Annotated in this window: 16 protein-coding genes and 1 pseudogene; 7 read left to right on the top strand and 10 right to left on the bottom strand. The window is 68.6% G+C overall.

The features are described 5' to 3' along the window. Nucleotides 1–98 precede the first annotated feature (98 nt). A complete protein-coding gene (locus WMF45_RS08590) occupies nt 99–566 on the top strand; it encodes a hypothetical protein (protein ID WP_437716457.1) in 468 nt (155 codons plus the stop codon). 37 nt (nt 567–603) lie between these two features. Here the strand turns inward: WMF45_RS08590 and WMF45_RS08585 are convergent, their stop codons facing one another. From WMF45_RS08585 to WMF45_RS08560, 6 genes and pseudogenes are all read right to left on the bottom strand, one after another. Then, nucleotides 604–2,658: an amylo-alpha-1,6-glucosidase gene (locus WMF45_RS08585; protein WP_437716456.1), complete on the bottom strand. Its 2,055-nt coding sequence runs from the start codon at nt 2,656–2,658 to the stop codon at nt 604–606. Between the two features lie 23 nt (nt 2,659–2,681). Then, complete coding sequence (locus tag WMF45_RS08580; RefSeq protein ID WP_437716455.1) at nt 2,682–3,023, bottom strand: SCP2 sterol-binding domain-containing protein; 342 nt, start codon at nt 3,021–3,023, stop codon at nt 2,682–2,684. A 97-nt stretch (nt 3,024–3,120) separates the two neighbouring features. Then, on the bottom strand, nt 3,121–3,714 hold the full coding sequence (locus WMF45_RS08575) for an HdeD family acid-resistance protein (protein WP_437716454.1): 594 nt from the start codon (nt 3,712–3,714) through the stop codon (nt 3,121–3,123). Between the two features lie 180 nt (nt 3,715–3,894). After that, nucleotides 3,895–4,632, bottom strand: a complete 738-nt coding sequence (locus WMF45_RS08570; RefSeq protein WP_437716453.1) for a hypothetical protein — start codon at nt 4,630–4,632, stop codon at nt 3,895–3,897. Nucleotides 4,633–4,958: 326 nt separating this feature from the next. After that, nucleotides 4,959–5,477: an MmyB family transcriptional regulator gene (locus WMF45_RS08565; RefSeq protein WP_437719510.1), complete on the bottom strand. Its 519-nt coding sequence runs from the start codon at nt 5,475–5,477 to the stop codon at nt 4,959–4,961. A 114-nt stretch (nt 5,478–5,591) separates the two neighbouring features. Beyond that, nucleotides 5,592–5,762, bottom strand: a pseudogene (locus WMF45_RS08560) (helix-turn-helix domain-containing protein); the annotation flags it as partial. Between the two features lie 54 nt (nt 5,763–5,816). Here WMF45_RS08560 and WMF45_RS08555 point away from each other — a divergent pair. Next, a complete protein-coding gene (locus WMF45_RS08555) occupies nt 5,817–6,719 on the top strand; it encodes an SDR family oxidoreductase (protein WP_437716452.1) in 903 nt (300 codons plus the stop codon). Nucleotides 6,720–6,775: 56 nt separating this feature from the next. Here the strand turns inward: WMF45_RS08555 and WMF45_RS08550 are convergent, their stop codons facing one another. After that, on the bottom strand, nt 6,776–7,696 hold the full coding sequence (locus tag WMF45_RS08550; RefSeq protein WP_437716451.1) for a LysR family transcriptional regulator: 921 nt from the start codon (nt 7,694–7,696) through the stop codon (nt 6,776–6,778). A 185-nt stretch (nt 7,697–7,881) separates the two neighbouring features. Here WMF45_RS08550 and WMF45_RS08545 point away from each other — a divergent pair, with 185 nt between their 5' ends. Further along, nucleotides 7,882–8,910: an aldo/keto reductase gene (locus tag WMF45_RS08545; RefSeq protein ID WP_437716450.1), complete on the top strand. Its 1,029-nt coding sequence runs from the start codon at nt 7,882–7,884 to the stop codon at nt 8,908–8,910. Here WMF45_RS08545 and WMF45_RS08540 read toward each other — a convergent pair. Continuing rightward, complete coding sequence (locus WMF45_RS08540) at nt 8,891–10,396, bottom strand: trypsin-like peptidase domain-containing protein (RefSeq protein WP_437716449.1); 1,506 nt, start codon at nt 10,394–10,396, stop codon at nt 8,891–8,893. The genes WMF45_RS08545 and WMF45_RS08540 overlap by 20 nt on opposite strands. Before the next feature lie 367 nt (nt 10,397–10,763). On the opposite strand from WMF45_RS08540, the gene WMF45_RS08535 reads away from it, so the two are divergent. From WMF45_RS08535 to WMF45_RS08520, 4 genes are all read left to right on the top strand, one after another. Then, a complete protein-coding gene (locus tag WMF45_RS08535; protein WP_437716448.1) occupies nt 10,764–11,345 on the top strand; it encodes an NADPH-dependent FMN reductase in 582 nt (193 codons plus the stop codon). A 252-nt stretch (nt 11,346–11,597) separates the two neighbouring features. Then, nucleotides 11,598–12,182: a hypothetical protein gene (locus WMF45_RS08530; protein ID WP_437716447.1), complete on the top strand. Its 585-nt coding sequence runs from the start codon at nt 11,598–11,600 to the stop codon at nt 12,180–12,182. Between the two features lie 503 nt (nt 12,183–12,685). Beyond that, nucleotides 12,686–12,904, top strand: coding sequence for a hypothetical protein (locus WMF45_RS08525; protein WP_437716446.1), 219 nt, complete (start codon nt 12,686–12,688; stop codon nt 12,902–12,904). A 117-nt stretch (nt 12,905–13,021) separates the two neighbouring features. Further along, nucleotides 13,022–14,119, top strand: a complete 1,098-nt coding sequence (locus tag WMF45_RS08520; protein WP_437716445.1) for a poly(ethylene terephthalate) hydrolase family protein — start codon at nt 13,022–13,024, stop codon at nt 14,117–14,119. A 247-nt stretch (nt 14,120–14,366) separates the two neighbouring features. On the opposite strand, the gene WMF45_RS08515 is transcribed toward WMF45_RS08520, so the two are convergent. Next, the gene (locus tag WMF45_RS08515) at nt 14,367–15,908 is read right to left on the bottom strand and encodes a hypothetical protein (protein WP_437716444.1); all 1,542 of its coding nucleotides are present in this window, start codon (nt 15,906–15,908) and stop codon (nt 14,367–14,369) included. Beyond that, nucleotides 15,905–16,480, bottom strand: coding sequence for a fused MFS/spermidine synthase (locus tag WMF45_RS08510; protein WP_437716443.1), 576 nt, complete (start codon nt 16,478–16,480; stop codon nt 15,905–15,907). The genes WMF45_RS08515 and WMF45_RS08510 overlap by 4 nt, the downstream gene beginning before the upstream one ends. Between the last annotated feature and the right edge of the window lie 4 nt (nt 16,481–16,484).

Below are 16,484 nucleotides of genomic sequence, written 5' to 3'. Positions count from 1 at the left end.
AGGCGGTGACCGCGGCAGCTTTCACCTGCCAGCTGAACGCCCCGGAAGGCTTCTGCCACAGCGTCGTCGCGCCGAGGTGCGTCGACGCGTTCGCCGGCATGATGCGCTGCCACCGCGGCGAAGCTCCGGTGCAGGAGAGCGCCCCGAAGGCGCAGGAGCTCCCGGCCGGCTGGGAGCGCGTCTCCGACACGACGTGGGGATTGGCGTTTCCCCTGCCCAAGGGAGCGGCGCTCGATAGCGCGGCGAAGTCTCGCACGTGGCGAGCAACCGCTGAGGGTGCGTCGTACGAGGTGATCGAGTTGCCGATGCCAGCCGGGAAGCTCGACGACAGGGCCTTCATCAAGCTCGTGATCGCCCACGTCGGCGCTGCCTGCCAGCGACAGATGAAGTTGGGGGGCCGCGTTGACGACGCAACGCACACGTTCATTCGATTCGAAACCGGGTGCACTGGCAAAGAGCGGCTGTACGGCAAGATCTACGTCGACCAGAAGCACGCGATCTCGATGCTGGTGCGGGGCGAGCAGAACCGCGAACGGCGCGAGGTGTTCCTCGAAAGCGTGCAATGAGTCATCGCCCGATCGCCCCCGCCGTCGCCATGGCGATTCACGCCGCCCGGAGCCCCGACTCCGGGCGCGCTCGACCGAAGGCGTCGCACCTGCCCCAGCGCCCGGGGATGTCGAGCAGTCGGATCTCCCCGAGCTCGGCAGGGACCGCCGGGTCGACGAACAGGCGATTGCCCATCGGCTCCAGCCCGAGCACCACGCGCAGGAAGAGCAAGGGAGCCGCCGTGGCCCAGGCCTGCGGGCTGCACGCGGTCGGATACTCGACAGGGAAACTTGTGAGCTCGCGTGGATACCCGGCGAACGCCTCCGGCAAGCGGTAGTGGAAGAAGGGCGCCGCGGCCAGGTTGCCCGTCGCGACGCGCCCGGCCTCCACGCTGAAGCCGTAGCGCCGGAGCCCGAGCGCGATCAGCGAGTTCTCGTGCGGCCAGACCGTGCCCACGTGATATCCGATGGGGTTGTACCCGCCCTCGTCGTCGGCCATGGTGCGCACCCCCCAGCCGCTGAACAGATGCGGTCCGAGGAGGTGCTCCACCACGCGTTCGGCCTTGGATGTCTCGACGATGCCGCTCCAGAGCAAGTGGCCGATGTTCGAGGTCAACGAGTCGACCCGGCGCTTCTGGCCATCCAGCGCGAGCGCGAAGAACCCGCGATCGTCGAGCCAGAAGTCCTGATTGAATCGACGTTTCAGCTCGGCCGCGTCTCGCTCCAGGCGCGCCGCCAGCTCGGGGTCCCGCCAGAACTCGCGCGCGAGCCGGGCGCCGCGCACCTTCGCGTCGTAGACGTAGCCCTGGATCTCGCAGCACGCGAGAGGCCGCCGCGCGAGCGATCCGTCATGAAAGACGATGGAGTCCCACGAGTCTTTCCAGCACTGGTTCTCCAGGCCGGTCTCGGGGTTGCGCGTGTCGTACTCGACATACCCGTCCCCGTCGCGGTCGCCCCACTCATCGATCCATCGAAGCGCGGCGCGCGCTGTGTGCTCCATCGACACGACGAGATCCGCGTCGCCGGTCCAGCGCTCGTACTCGTCCAGCAGGATCAGGAAGAGCGGCGTCGAGTCGGCAGAGCCGAAGTAGGGAGAGTGCGGCCGCTCCTCGAAGGCGGTCAGCTCGCCCCAGCGCACCTCGTGGAGGATCTTTCCCGGCTCCTCGTCGCGGAAGTCGTCCCGGCGGCTGCCCTGGCGGCGCGCGAGATAGCGCAGCGTGGAGCGCGAGAGCTCGGGGACGAACGGCAGCGCTTGCAGGCTCGTGATGATGCTGTCGCGCCCGAAGGCCGCCATGAACCACGGTAGACCGGCGGCCGGAATGGCGGCGTCCGGCATCAGCTTGGAGAAGAAGCGCAGCGCGGCCAGGTCGACGAGGCTCCGCTCGTACGTCCGGGCGAGCGTCTCGTTCGCGGTGAGGAGCCGCGGCGCGTGGTCGATCCAGCTCTCGAGGCTGATGCCGATGTTCGGGCGCGCGTGGCTCTCGCCGTGGGCGTACTTCACCCGGGTGTGCCGCTCCTCGAGGCCGTCGATCGCCGCCACGACGTCGAGGCACGTGCTCCAGCGGCCGTGCGGCGGGATGCTCGCCCGGAACGTCAAGCCGCTCGGATCGATCTGCGCGGGCTGCGAGGCGGAGATCCACGTCTCGCGCACGAAGCGCTCGCGTCGATAGCCGAGGACGAGCCGGTTGTCCTCGATGCGGTGATAGCGCTCCCCTTTCTTCGGGAGCATGTCCTTGACCTCGAACAGGTCGGCGAAATCGGCGCCGGCCTGGATGCGGACCTCGAGCTCGACCGGGAGCTTGCCGTGGTTCATCAGCAGGAGGTCCTCGTGGAAGCCATCACCCGCGAACCGGCTCCGGACGATCGAGAGCGTCGATTCGACGTACATCGCGGCGGGCCTCGGGACGAGGAAGAACTGGGCCTGGAAGTACTGCACGTCGTCGGTGGACAGCGCGGCCGGGACGACGCCGTCGATCGTCAGGATCCATTCGGAGAGAAAGCGCGTATCGAGGTGAAAGAGGCCGAGCGGCCGGCTGACGGAGTGCTCGATGTTGCCGCGCAGATCGCTGACGACGAACGTGCCGCCGTCCAGAATGCTCACTTGCCGTTCCATGGGCCCCCTCCGAGTACGGTGGCTCAGCGCGTCGCTTCCGGAGCCTGTTGATCTCCCGGGGAGAAGACGCTCTGAAACATCTGGGCGACGCCCAGGTCTCCTCGCACGCCGACGCGGCCCTGCATGATCGCCGTGATCAGGTTCTGTTCACCGCGAAAGATCCGCAGGAAATCGTCGAGCGAGCACGAGAGCTGGCAGTCCTCGCTCGCGCCTTCGGGCGCGATTCCGAAGGACCCGTCGGCGATCTCCACGACGACGCGCTCGTCGTCGCTGAGCTGCACGGCGCACACCTTCCGTGTTCCTCGCAGGCGGGCGTCGTAGCGTCCTGCCGCGAGATCCTGGATGAGCTTTCTTGCTTGCGACATGAAGTGTGTCCGGTTTGCCAACCTGGCCTTCGCGCTCGCCGCGCTCCTTGCTCCGAGCAAGGCGTGAGCCCTTCTGCACGGCGCGGAGGTCGCATCTTCACGGTCGCGTGTGGAGCACGCGAGCGCCGCCCAGCGCGATCAGGACCATCGACATCCCGCCGGTCAGAAGGCTGATTCCGACGAGCAAGCCGAGCACCCTCACGGCCGTCGTGACGCCGCCCGTGATGATCAGCATCCCGAGCCCAAACGCCAGGATGCCGTCGAACACGAGCCATCCCGAGCCCCGCAGCCCGCGGTGCTGATAGGCGCGGATGAGCTTGAGCGCGCCCTCGGAGACGAAGTACGCCGCGGCGATCACCATCAGCGCGAGCTTGCCGGTCATCGGGGCGACCACTAGGAGGAGCCCGAACGCCACCTGCACAAGGGCGCTCACGAGCTCCCAGCCGGAGCCTGCCCAGCCGCGGCTCTGGATGGCGTGACAGCCCTCGATCACGCCGGCGAGCACGATCAACCAGCCGAGGGCGATGGCGGTGACCCGGGAGGCGACGAAGGGCATGACGAACGCGAGCACCCCGAGCACCATCGAGGCCACACCGAGCGCGAGGAACCAACCGCGGTTCTCCCGCACGGTGTGAAAGTCGACCTGCGCAAAGCGAAGCGACCTCGGGGACTCTCCGAGCGGAGCAACCATGGGCGACCTCTCTGGTTCATGGAGCACGCGTGTCCCGTCGCTCACCCGCCGCGCGAGGACGAGGTGGCCGGGACCGCGTCGGCTTCGAGCATCGTCCGTGCCAGCGCGCCGGCGGGAACAATGTGCCTGGCGCTCGCTGGAGGCGTCATGGCCGAGGGCGGCCTGCAGCGCACCGCCTGATCAGCCGGCGGCGGCCTTCGCGGCCCTGGTGCTCGGACTGGCCGCCTGCCGGACCGCGCGCCGCTGGAGCTTCGAGCCCTGCTTCGCGCGATTGGCGCTCTTGCGCGTCGACTTGCGCGACGGGCGGTCCTGCGCCGAGTCTTCGAGCGTCGCGGTGGCCTTCCGTGTCCTCCGCATCGTGTTGCGCCGCGCCGTCGAGCCGCCGCCCGCCTTCCGGTCGGTCGCGCTCCGCTCCGGAGCGGCCGTGTCGACGGGAACGTCACGCCGCGACTTCTCGGGCCGCTCCAGCGCGCGCTCGAGGTTCTCCTTGCTGCGCCCCACGCGCCGCCCGATGAAGCTGCCCTCGGGTGATGGATGACCGAGCCGCGCCGGAGCCGCCGCGCCGCGCTTCGCCGCTCGCGCAGTGGGCTTCGGGCCGCGCGCCGGCGCGCGTGATGCGGCGCGCGGCGCGCGCTCGAGGGCGCTCTGCACGGCCCGTACGATCCCCGGGACGGCTCTGTCGATCGTCTCCCGCGGCTCTCGACCTCGCATCTGGTAGACGACGCTGGGGTGCCCGCTCAGGACGACCTTCACGTCGCACGCGACGTCGACGCCGCCGCGAGGCCCGTTGACGTCCGTGAAGCGCACCGTGAGCCGCTCGATGTCGGGCGCGAACCGCCCGAGCTTCGCCCCGAGCGTCTGGCGCACGTGCGCCCGCGTCGGCTCGTCGACGCCGACGCCGAAGGTCCGCACCGCCAACGGGGTCCGCTCCGTCGGTGTGCGCCCGGCGCGCGCCCGGACCGGTCGCGGCACGGTGGAAGGGAACTGCGGACGTCGCCCGGTGGATGGTCGCCCCATGCGCGCAACATCGAGACCGGCCCCCCGTCGTCAAGCGCCGCGGCCACCGGCGAGGACGTGTTCCTGTTCCCTCCGCCGCACCTCGGTCGGCTGCCAGTCCGCGCCGGCCCGGTCACCCGCGGGTCCGCCGCTGGCGTCGGAGCCGCTTGCCAGCGGCTCGTCAATGCGAGTGACAACCCGTGCAAAACAAGGCCGTCTTCACCGGCGGGTCGTTGTTCGGATCGTCGTCAGGCTCCGGACCGTTGAACCAGCTGCGCGATGGCGCGCGCGCTTGCCTCGTTCGCGGGTGAGAACACGAACATCGAGAGGCCGTCGCTGCCTTCGACGTTGAACACCGACGACTCGAGCACGATCTCGCCGACATCGGGACGGACGAGCCGCTTCTGAAACCCGCCGTGCGACCGGATTTCACCTTCGTCCCACAGGCGGCGAAAGTCGGGGCTCGTCTCCATCAATTCGTCGATGAGCGCCGTCGCCTCGTCAGATTGGCCGGCACGCGCGATGTCGACGCGAAACGACGCGAGACAGGTACGGCGAACGTCTTCGACGTTGTGCACCTTGTTCTCTGAACCCGGCTGGAAGACCCGGCGCAGCAAGTTGCGGTCGCGCTCCGGTACCCCCGCATAATCGCCGATCACCGCGACCGCCGCGCGATTCCACGCGACGATCTGGAACGTCGGCGTCTTCACGAACGCAGGGAGGGAGATGTTGTCGAGCACGCGCTGGAGCGACGGCGTGACCGCCATGGGCGGCGCGGGCTTGCGCGGCGGCGGGCGGTCGTGCGCGAGCAAGAACAGCATCTCTCGATTCGTATCGTCGAGTTCGAGGGCGCGGGCGAGGCGTTCGAGCACGTCGTCCGACGGCACGCCGCCGCGACCTTGTTCGAGCCACGTGTACCAGGTGACGCTCACGCCGGCGCGGGCGGCGACCTCCTCGCGGCGCAATCCGGGGGTGCGTCGGCGCGCGGTGGTCGCGGGACGGACGCGCTCGCGGCGGTCGCGCAGGAATGCGGGGAGGGTGGTAGCCGCCATACCAGTATAGGCGCCCGTCTTTTCGGACGAGCAGTCCGAGCGTACGGTCCTCGCATGACCAAGTCAATGCGAGTGTTTGTCACCGGCGCGACGGGCTGGATCGGTACGGCCGTGCTGAAGGAGCTGCGCGGAGCCGGCCACAGCGTCCTCGGCATGGCGCACAGCGATGCGGGCGCGGAGAAGTTGAAGGCGCAGGGCGTGGAGGTTTACCGCGGCGACATCAGGGACCCGACATGCCTCATCGAGGGCGTCCGCGCGACCGATGCGACGATTCACCTGGCGTTCCACATGGACTTCTCGGACTTCCCGAGGATCAACCAGATCGATCGCGACGCGATCCGCGCGATGCTCGATGCGATGGCGGGCACGAACAAGGCGTTCGTCGGCACGAACGGCACGCTGGTGGTTTCGAGGCCCGGCAAGGTCGCGCTCGAGACGGACGAATCGCCAGCGAGCTCGCCGCTCTCGGTCCGGCTGCAGGCCGAACGTCTCGTGGTCGATGCTGCGAAGCGCGGCGTGCGTGGCAGTGTCATCCGGCTGGCTCCGACGGTCCACGGCGCTGGCGACAAGGGCTTCGTCCCAATGCTGATCAACATCGCGCGAGAGAAGAAGACCGCTGGTTACGTCGACGATGGCAACCATCACTGGCCCGCGGTGCATCGCGACGATGCGGCGCGGCTGTACCGGCTTGCCGTCGAGAGCGCACCGCCTGGATCCGTGTTGCACGGCACCGCCGAGGAAGGCATCACGATGCGCGCGATCGCGGAGACGATCAGCAAAGGCACGGGCGTGCCGACGAAGAGCGTGCCGGCCGCGGAGGCAGGCGCTCACTTCGGGTGGATGTCGATGGTCGTCGGGCTCGACAACCGGACCTCGAGCGAGGCGACGCGTGAGCTGCTCGGCTGGAAGCCGGAGCAACCGGGCCTGCTCGACGGCATGCGCGCCCACTACTTCTGATCTACCACGCGGCCATCGAGGGCTTGTTCGTACCTGCCGCTCTTCATCATCGGCCGCTATGCGCGCGTCAGCGCGACGACGAACTCCAGGAAGGCGCGGACCTTGGCCGACATGAGCTGTGCGGCGTGATGGTACGCGTAGAGGGGATACGTCTCCTCGGCCCACTCCGGCAGCACGTGAACGAGCCGCCCGTCGGCCAGGAGCTCGCGCGCGTAGAGCTCGAGCACCTGCGCGATCCCTTGTCCCGCGAGGCACGCCGCGAGGAGCGGACCGACGCCGTTCACCATCAGCTGTCCAGAGGCGCTCACGGGGACGACCTTCTTCCCGCGCACGAACTCCCATGCGAAATGGCTTCCCGTCGAGGGATCTCGCATCAGAACACACGGGTGCTTCTCGATGTCGCTCGGGCGGCGTGGCGCCCCGTGGCGCGCGAGGTACGCCGGCGATGCGCAGGTGACGACGCGCGTGCGCAGGAGCAGGCGAGACTTCAATGACGACGGCTCCGGGCGACCGAACCGGACGGCGACGTCGAAGCCATCGCGGATCAGATCGCCCATGCGATCACGCACGGCGACCTCCATGGAGAGCTCGGGGTGGCGCGCGAGGAACGGTCCCAGGCGAGGCGTCAGCACGAACTGCCCGACGCCCCCGTCGACATTCACGCGCAGGCGGCCGCGAACCTTGGCCGAGGAGCCGCCCGCCTCGATGGTCGCGTCCTCGATGGCGGCCAGGTGGGGCGCCACCGACTCGTAGTACCGGAGCCCCTCGTCGGTCAGCGAGATGGAGCGGGCCGTGCGGCGGAAGAGGCGTACGCCGACGCGGTCCTCGAGGCGGGCGATCGCGCGGCTGACCGCGGATTGCGTGAGGCCGAGCGCCTCCCCCGCGCGCACGAAGCTCCCGGCCTCCACGACCGCGCGGAGGACGCCGAGACCGTCCAGCGAACGCCTGTCGAACCCGCGAGACCTACTTTTGATCATGCTCAGGCTTCCGAGGATACACGTGCAGCAGGCTCGACGGAGCTCCAATCTCTCCCGCGGCGTCGATGACCCGGCCGCGGCGGCGCGGACGCGAGAGCGGCTGGGATGGAGTTCCCAGCAGCCTGGGCTCATCGCCGACCTCGAGCAGGGGCGTCATCTCGACACCTGAAAGGAAAGGGCACCACATGATCACGGCGAGCGAAGCAAGGTTGGGCAAGAGCGGTCCTTCGGTGTTTCCTTTCGCCCTCGGCTGCATGGGCATGGGGGCCGGGAGCTGGTACGGGGCAGCGGACGAGGCCGAGAGCATCGCGACCATTCACGAGGCGATCGAGCGCGGCGTGAACGTCCTCGACACCGGGGACTTCTACGGCATGGGCAAGAACGAGCTCCTCGTCGGCAAGGCGCTGCGAGGGCGCCGCGACAAGGCGCTCCTCAGCGTCAAGTTCGGAGCGCTCCGCGGGCCCGGCGGAGAGATCCTCGGGCACGACGCGCGTCCGGCCACGACGAAGAACGCCCTGGCGCACAGCTTGTCGCGCCTCGGGGTCGACCACATCGACATCTACAGGCCGTCGCGCCTCGATCCCAAGGTTCCGATCGAGGAGACGGTGGGCGCCATCGCCGACATGGTGAAGGCGGGCTACGTCCGTTACATCGGCCTGTCCGAGGTCGGCGTGGAGACGATCCGGCGCGCGGCGGAGGTACATTTGATCTGCGACCTGCAAATCGAATATGCGCTGGTGAGCCGCGGCGTGGAAGTCGGCATCATTCCGGCCCTGCGCGAGCTCGGGATCGCGATGACAGCGTACGGCGTCCTGTCCCGCGGGCTGCTCACGGGCGCGAAGCCCTCGGGCGAGGGAGACTACCGGGCGCACATGCCCCGCTTCTCCGGGGGCAACGCCGAGAGGAACCAGCCCCTCGTCGATGCGCTCGCGCGCCTCGCGACGGAGAAGGGCGTGTCCCCGGCGCAGCTCGCCATCGCGTGGGTCCGCGCGAAGGGCGCGGCTCAGGGGGTAACGATCGTCCCGACCCTCGGGTCTCGCACGCGCAAACAGCTCGTGGAGGCGCTGTCGAGCCTCGATGTCTCGCTCGACGCGTCGGAGGTCGCCGCGCTCGAGGCCGCGGTGCCGGCGAGCGAGGTCGCCGGCGCGCGCTATCCGGAAGCCCACATGGCGGTGCTCGACAGCGAGGCCGCGGTCAGTGGGCGGGCGGGATGAACAGGCCCGGGCAGGGCTCGTCGCCGAAGACCCTGGAGCCGAGCCGGTACATCGTGATCTTCGGGTTCGGCGCCCAGTTCCAGCTGCCCCCGGCGTGGGAGTAATCGTTCGACTGGTTGAACGCCTGCCAGCTCGACGCGTGGAACGCGATGTTGAACCGGTCGGTGGTGGACGAGGGATCGACCGAGAGGAACGGCAAGCGCACGTCGAGGTAATGCGTCGCGCCCGCGCAGCCGCCCCCGGGCACCTCGTGGAAGCTCATCTCGAGCGCGCTCGAGCAACCCCAGCACGTCGCCTCGAGCGAGCCGGGCGGCTCCTGGCTGAAGTAGTACCGCACGGTCGAGCCCGCGAGGTACACGCTCTCGCTCCCCGTGTTGCGCACCTGGATCCCGGGCGTCACCCAGCTCGGCTGCGGCGCGTGGGAGTCGTACAGCACCTCCAGCTGGCAGTCCGCCGGGCACGACGTTGTGCTCTCGCCGCTGCTGCAGATGCCGTCGCCGCAGGAGCAGTCGCTCGCGCACGACGCCGGGCTCTCCAGCGGGCCGCAGGCGCCGTCGCCGCAGGAGCACAGGTCCGAGGCCGTGCGCTCGCACATGGCCTGGATGGCCCGGAAGGCATAGGTCACGTCCTCGCCGCGGCACGCGTCGTCGGCGCAGGTGAACGGACGCACGCAGTCGCCGTCCTGCACGAAGTCGCGCTCGCCGCGCACCAGGATGCCCACGAGCTCCTTCGTGTTCAGGTCGAACACCCCGGACCCGGAGTTGCCCACGAACGTGTCCAGGTTGCCGACGAAGAAGTCGAGGCTCGGCGCGTTGCTCCGGATCGCGGCCCCGTCGGCCAGCTTGAGCGGCAACCCGCGGGGGAAGCCGTGCACGACGAGCGGCGTGCCGATGGCCAGGGGATCGCTCGACACGCGCACCGCGGCGGGCGTCCGCCCCACGACCGGCCGATCGAGCCGCACGACCGTGTAGTCCGCGCCACGCCGGTCCTGGTAATAGCTGACGAAATCCACGCAGCTGTAGACGTCATCGCTTGTGATCTGGCCGAGCTGGCCGGACGGCGTCATCGCATAATCGAAGACGAAGCGGCTGCTATTGCAGTTGTTGATGCAGTGCGCGGCCGTGAGCACCAGGTCGTCGTCGATCAGCGTCCCGCTGCAGTCGGCGAGCGCCGGCTGGGACGCGAAGCGCTCGTCGGGGCACACGCCGTCGCGCCCCGTCCACGTGGGCCCGGCGATCTGGATGTCGTTCGGGTCCGAGTCGTCGACGGCCGACGCGGGGACGAGCGCCACGGTGAAGTCGAGCGCCCGCGCGGCCCAGGCGGGATCCGCGTACGTGAAGGGCTCCTCGCGGTCATCCTGGCCATAGATGACCTCGGAGCGGGCCTCGCCGGCGGCCTCCTCCCCGGCGGGCGCGGGCGCCGCGCACCCCGCGGCGGCCCCCACGCACAACAAGCCAGCAGCAATGATGAAATGGTTCGCTCTCATGACAAGCTCCCAAGTGGTCGAGGCAGAGCGAGGATCACCGGGCGGCCCGATGACGACGTGTCGATGCCTGGCCGGCGTCGAGCAAGGATCTGACGCCCGACAGGCGAGGACCCCCGAGTGGCACGCTCTTCCCGTTCTCAGCGAGGGGGATCTACTTCCTCGCGAGGCGCGCACCAATTCATATGCGCCATGGACCTCATGCACACGCTGCATCGAGCCGGCGCGGCCCGGGGCGCGAGCGCCCGCGGGGGCGCGCCCCTGACGACGGATTGACCATTGTCCAATGGATTGGCGCCGCCTCCAGCAGGCGGACATCCCGGGCTTACCCTCGTCGCATCGGGAGAACGTCCTCCTGGGGAGCGCCACAATGAAGGTAGCCATCTTGACCGGCAGCGTGAGGAGCGGGAGACAGTCGCACAAGATCGCCCATCACCTGGAGCGGAAGCTCCGGGAGCGGGGCGCCGAGGTCGATCGGATCGATCTGGCGGAGACGCCGTTGCCGATCCTGGAGGACCGGTCGGGTCGCCCCCCGCAGCTCCAGGCGACGGTTCAGGGGCTGAGCGCGCGCCTCCGCGGGGCGGACGCGCTCGTGTTCGTGACGCCGGAATACCACGGGAGCTTCTCGGGCGTGCTGAAGAACGCCCTCGATTATTTCTGGGAGGAGTTCAACAAGAAGCCGATCGGCGTGGTCGCGGTCTCCGCGGGGAAGCTCGGGGGCATCAACGCCTCGACGCAGCTCCAGCAAGTGATCCTGAGCCTCGGAGCGTTCCCCCTGCCCCTCAAGCTGCTCGTCCCGGAGGTCCAGAGCGTCTTCGACGAGTCGCTCCAGCTCAGGAGCGAGCAGGTCGCGAAGGCGGCCGACAGGTTCCTCGACGAGTACCTGTGGTTCGCTCAGGCCATCGTCCAGGCAAAGCAGGCCGGCGAGATCTCCCGGCCCCGGGTCGCATGAGGTCGTCCTCCTACATCGACCTCCACGTCCACGCCGACGACAGGAGCGCGAACGCGCGTGCGGGCAAGCGGGCGAGCGACATGGGAAACTGACGGCCTGACGAGTCCAAGCCTGAGGCTCACGAACATCACCTGGCGCGCCGCAGCGAGGCTGCCAGGGCTCCGGCCCTCGGGAGCAGGGCATCTTGCGGTGTCGTGCGATGTTCGATATCGTCGGTCGTCGGCGGAGGGAGCGCCTCAACCACCCCTGGATATGGCTCAATACCTTTCTCCACATCCCGGGCTCGAGGGCTCCGGGAGCGCCTTCGCGTCGGTCGGCGCAGCTCTCGGGGCGCACGGAGACATCGGGAAGAAGGTGCTCTCGACGCTGGGAGTGGCCGAGCTGGTCGCGGGCGAGTGGTACCCCCTTCAGATGCTCCTCGACCTGCTGAAGGGCGTGGCCCGGGCGACCGGGGACCATACGCTGCTCGCCATCGGGAAGGCGCTCGTGGATCACGCCGTGTGGCCGGCCATGCCGCCGACCATGGCGGACGCCCTCCAGATGATCGACGTGGCATACCACATGAATCACAGGCTCGACGGAGAGGTGATGTTCGATCCGGCGACCGGCGTCATGCGGGAGGGGATTGGCCACTATCGTTGTCATCCGGAGAAGCACCAGATCATCATGGTCTGCGATACGCCTTATCCCTCGGAGCTCGATCGTGGGATCCTGCTCGGCACGGCGCGGCGAGCGGCGTCGCGCGGGGTCAGGCCGCGCGTCGACGTCGTGCTCGACGAGTCCCGCCCGTCGCGGAAGCGCGGCGCCGACTCCTGCACCTACCGCGTCACATGGTGAACCTGGGATGTTGATCATCGGCGGGCAGCGCACCTCGACCCTTGTGGATGTCAAGAAATTTTAGCCTCTCCCGCCTCCGGGTCGGTCGAGTGGACATGATCTGCCCTGTGAATCTCGCCCGTGTAATAATCCAATAGAATCAACATGTCAGCTGACTTGCTGTGAGCGAAATCACCACCGTGAGCTACCGTCGAGATGTCCCCGCGCGCCAGCTGCGCCGCACGCCCTCCGAACGCGGCGCTCCGAACGAGCCCTGACCCGGCGCGGCGCCTCGAGGGAGGCCCGCCCGCCTCGTCCTCCCTCGGCATCGAGCACAGCCGCGGCCGGTCGATTGGAATTGACATCGGGAATGTGAACGTTCACTTTCCTCCTCGAGGGGCATCCTTTTGCTTCGACGATCGACGGCGTGCCGCCTGGGTCCGTGGGCGCCTGAAGACCCGTGTACACGTGCCCCGTCAGCACCGCGGGAGGATCGCAAGGTCAGATAAACATCGAATTGTTCCATGACACCGGCCGATGGCGTGCACGACCTTTGCCTGCGGTTCGCGGGGAACCGGTCCCATCGGCTGTTCAACCTGGACCATTTCGACTTCAAGTTGGGTATTCTGCCGTCGGCTCAGGCAGCCCTGCGCTCGCCCCGCGTCGTGATTGCATCTCGCAACCTCGCCCGGCCGGCGCCGGGCCGGGCGCTGCCGCATCCGGGCTGCGATAAAGATTCATAGCGTGGGTCGAGTCGAGGGCGACGCCTCGGGGGCACACCAGGCTACCAGCGACTCGAACCGCGGAGAGACGCGAATGGAGTCCATTTCTTCGATCGCTCGAGGGAATACGGTGTTGTTATGAAAAATAGATCGAGTTTGGCTTTCACCTTGGCCGCGCTGGGCATGATCGTCGGCGCTTGCGGCGGCTCGAACGACGACGGCGACGTTGGGGGGAGCGGCGGAGCCCCTGCGGGCGCTGGAGGGAGCGTGAGCGGCTCGGGCGGCGAGCAGGCGAGCACCACCGGAGGGCCTCTGCCTTCGGGCTCGAGCAGCTCGCAGAGCACGGCCGGAGGGTCTGACGCCTCCGGCTCGGCCACGAGCGGAGGAGCGCCTGCCGGCGGCGGCGGGGAGACGTCTGGCGGGAACGGAGGCTCGGGCGGCGACGGCGGCGGCGGCCAGGTCAATCGGCCCGAAGTGGTGCTGGCGGGTGACAATGTGAACGCTAACGGACCGCTCGAGACGACGGTTCAGGACCTCTCGTTCAGCGGCGGTGGCCACATTCTCGTCAGGCCGACGACGCTCACCACCGAGCCCAACAAGAAGCACCCGGTGGCCATTTGGGGTCCGGGCGGAGGTACCCCTCCTCGCGACTACCTACAGCTGCTGACGCGCATGGCCTCGCACGGCTTCGTCCTCGTCGGTATTCGAGAGTCGACGGGCGACGCCGTGCTCATGTCGGCGGCGATCGATTGGCTGGAGGCTCAGGACGCCGATCAGAACAGCCCCATGTACGGCCGCTTGATCCTCGACCGCGTTGGTGTGTTCGGGCACTCGATGGGCGGGCTGTCGTCGGAAGCGGCTGCTCAAACCGATAAGCGCGTCTCCACCGCGTTGCTCGACAACAGCGGCTCCTTCGAGCACAACGCCCTCGTCAATCTCAAGATCCCTGTCGGCATCATCTACGGTGAAACGGGTCAAGAGGCGCCCAACGCCGAGGGTGACTTCAACAACGCCGGCAACAAGGGGCCAGTCTGGCTCGGCAAGATGAAGGGCGGTGGTCACGGCTCGGGGCCTTGGGACGGCGCCGGAGCGAACGTTGCTTGGATGCGTTGGCACCTCGGCGGGGAGAACTCCCGCAAGGACGCGTTCCTCAAAGACGGTGGCGACTACAACAACAAGGGCGTGTGGCAGACTCAGTCCAAGAACTGGAACGGCTGGAAGAACTGGAACGAGTGACAGGCGGTACACCGAGCAGACCTTCGTGCTCGGCAGCATCACGTTTCAGGACGGGCTCGTGACATGAGCCCGGCTGGCTGCGTCTGGCGCGCCCTGTTCTTCGAGGATGTCGCAACCTAGTACTACAGCCGCACGTCGGTGAGCGCCGAACGAGCTGGGCTCCACCAGTGTGCGGACAAGCCAAGCGTCACGATCGTCCGCCCGTCCATCGAAATCCGCGGAGATTTCGCGACGTGCGGCTGTAGTACTAGGGGTACGTGCCGAACGCCCACCATTCGGTCGCCATGTTGTCGTCGGTGATGATCGGGTCATCCTGCGTCCGCAGCAGGATCGACTCCCGGCCTTCCCAGGTGGGCCCGCCGCGCCAGTCCTGTTCTTTCAGCAGATCGAGCTGCGCGGCGCCGATGCCGGCGGGCAGCACGGGACGGCCGTCGATACGCCAGGCGTCGAGCTTCCTCTCGAAGCGTGCGCGGTCGATGGCAATCGGACCGTCGCTCACGATCAGCATGTTCTGGTAGCGGAGGGCGTGGGGGAATACGGTCGCCCCGGTCTTCTGAGCCGCGGTGGACATCGTGGTGTTGTAGTAGAGCGCACCACCCAGCTTCAGGTGCCGGCGGCACAGATCCATCATCTCTCGGGAGAGCAACATCGAGGCATACGAGCGCCAGTACACGATCGTGTTCTCGACGATGACGTCGAAGCGCCGCGAGGTCCGCCCCAGGTAGCGCCGGCCATCGTCGATGAGGAGCTCCACCTTGGGGTTGTCCAGCGCGCTCGCGACGACGGGCGCGCGCCGCGCCGCCTCGACGAACCCGGGGTTGATCTCGACCACGGTGAGGTGCTCGACGTCGGGGTCGTTCGCCAGCACCTGAAGCCAGGAGCCGGACCCGAGGCCGATCATGAGGATGTCGCGCGGCCGGGGATGGAACGCGGACACCAGATAGGCCCGCAGCACCCGGTTCTCGTCCTTTTCAGGCAGCGGGCTGACGTTGGTGATGCCCTCGTAGGATCCGCCGCCGTACACCGCGCCCGACCGGGAGACCGTGACGACACCTTCGCGACGCTCGATGACGTGGGCGAAGCGACCGTGTTCGCGGTGTTCCTCCCCGTAAAGGAGCTTCTCGTAGAGGTCGCCGTAGAGCGCTGGCGCCGACCCCACGAAGGACGCGATGGCGGCGGCCAGGATGGCGCCGCTGAACGCGCGGGAGCGCGCCGTCGTCGACGCGGAGAGCATGAGCATCACGCCGATCGCGGCGCCCGCGATCGCGAGGGCCACGTTCAGCTCGCGCAGCGTCAAGACGTCCAGCAGCACGAGGCCGGTGACCAGGCTGCCCAGCGTCGAGCCCACGATGTTGCCGACATAGACGTAGGAAAGCCGCGCGCCGGCCAGCTCGTCCGCGGGGATCCCGAAGTGGCACAGGAGCGGGAACCCCGCGCCGAGGCAGGCGCTGGCGAGCGCGAAGACAGGCAGCGTCGAGGCCGGCTCCACACCGCGGCCGACGAGGTGGGCGACGGCGGGGGCGATGAGGAAAGCCGCGAGCGCCCCGGCGAAGATCACGACGCCCACCCGGTAGAGCTGTCCGGAGCGCTGCGCCGCCGCGCTCCGGCAGTAGCGACCGGCGAGGAGCGATCCGCCGGCCAGACCGGCGAGGTAGGCCGCGAGCAGAAAGCCGAAGGCGTCCGGAGCGCCTTCGGTCGTGAAGCCGTAGACCCGGAGCCAGAGGACCTCGTGCGAGAGCGCGAGATAACCGCCGAGCGTGGCGACGAGGACGGCAACGAGGAGCCTCATGGCTCGCCGCGACGCCCCCGGCGCAGAACCATCACGAGCACACCGAGAAATACGTTGAGCGCCGCGGCGACCTCCGCCGTGGCCCGGAGGCCCAGCCCGCCCAGCAGGTAGCGCGCCGCCAGAAAGGCACCGAACGCAGCGCCCAGCGTGTTGGTGAAGTACAGGTGACCTAGCGAGCGACCGACGTTGCGCGATCGCGACGTGGCGTGCGCGACCAGGAGGGGAAGTGTGGCTCCCATCAGCATGACCGGGAGCGCCACGAGCAGGAAGGCCGCCCCACCCGTCGCGACATGGCCAATGCCGTGCGTGACCTCTGCAATTAGGGCGAAGAGGTGAAGGCTGAGGGCGCCGTAGAGGCCTATCCCGAGCTCGGAGAGCGCAAACAGCGTCACCGCAGCTTGCGGGTACCGGCGCGAAAGCGCCCCACCCGCGAGGCTGCCGAGGCCGAGACCAAGCATGAACGCGGTGACGACGATCGTGACCGACAGGATGTCGATGCCATAGATCGCGTGGAGGGCGCGCTGCCAGACGACCTGATACACCAGCGCTGCGGAGCCCGAGAGGAAGAACACCGGG

The sequence above is a fragment of the Sorangium sp. So ce448 genome (assembly GCF_051520915.1).
In the GTDB taxonomy this organism is placed as follows: Bacteria; Myxococcota_A; Polyangia; order Polyangiales; family Polyangiaceae; genus Sorangium; species Sorangium cellulosum_B.
The sequence above is the reverse complement of the archived record's forward strand: the minus strand, read 5'-3'. Positions and strand labels throughout refer to the sequence as shown.

Coding starts and splice junctions, on each gene's coding strand:
- WMF45_RS08585 (WP_437716456.1), bottom strand. CDS start 2,658: ATGGAACGGCAAGTGAGCATTCTGGACGGCGGCACGTTCGTCGTCAGC.
- WMF45_RS08520 (WP_437716445.1), top strand. CDS start 13,022: ATGAAAAATAGATCGAGTTTGGCTTTCACCTTGGCCGCGCTGGGCATG.
- WMF45_RS08555 (WP_437716452.1), top strand. CDS start 5,817: ATGACCAAGTCAATGCGAGTGTTTGTCACCGGCGCGACGGGCTGGATC.
- WMF45_RS08590 (WP_437716457.1), top strand. CDS start 99: ATGATGCGCTGCCACCGCGGCGAAGCTCCGGTGCAGGAGAGCGCCCCG.
- WMF45_RS08565 (WP_437719510.1), bottom strand. CDS start 5,477: ATGGCGGTCACGCCGTCGCTCCAGCGCGTGCTCGACAACATCTCCCTC.
- WMF45_RS08575 (WP_437716454.1), bottom strand. CDS start 3,714: ATGGTTGCTCCGCTCGGAGAGTCCCCGAGGTCGCTTCGCTTTGCGCAG.
- WMF45_RS08530 (WP_437716447.1), top strand. CDS start 11,598: ATGGCTCAATACCTTTCTCCACATCCCGGGCTCGAGGGCTCCGGGAGC.
- WMF45_RS08545 (WP_437716450.1), top strand. CDS start 7,882: ATGATCACGGCGAGCGAAGCAAGGTTGGGCAAGAGCGGTCCTTCGGTG.
- WMF45_RS08515 (WP_437716444.1), bottom strand. CDS start 15,908: ATGAGGCTCCTCGTTGCCGTCCTCGTCGCCACGCTCGGCGGTTATCTC.
- WMF45_RS08540 (WP_437716449.1), bottom strand. CDS start 10,396: ATGAGAGCGAACCATTTCATCATTGCTGCTGGCTTGTTGTGCGTGGGG.
- WMF45_RS08525 (WP_437716446.1), top strand. CDS start 12,686: ATGACACCGGCCGATGGCGTGCACGACCTTTGCCTGCGGTTCGCGGGG.
- WMF45_RS08550 (WP_437716451.1), bottom strand. CDS start 7,696: ATGATCAAAAGTAGGTCTCGCGGGTTCGACAGGCGTTCGCTGGACGGT.
- WMF45_RS08535 (WP_437716448.1), top strand. CDS start 10,764: ATGAAGGTAGCCATCTTGACCGGCAGCGTGAGGAGCGGGAGACAGTCG.
- WMF45_RS08580 (WP_437716455.1), bottom strand. CDS start 3,023: ATGTCGCAAGCAAGAAAGCTCATCCAGGATCTCGCGGCAGGACGCTAC.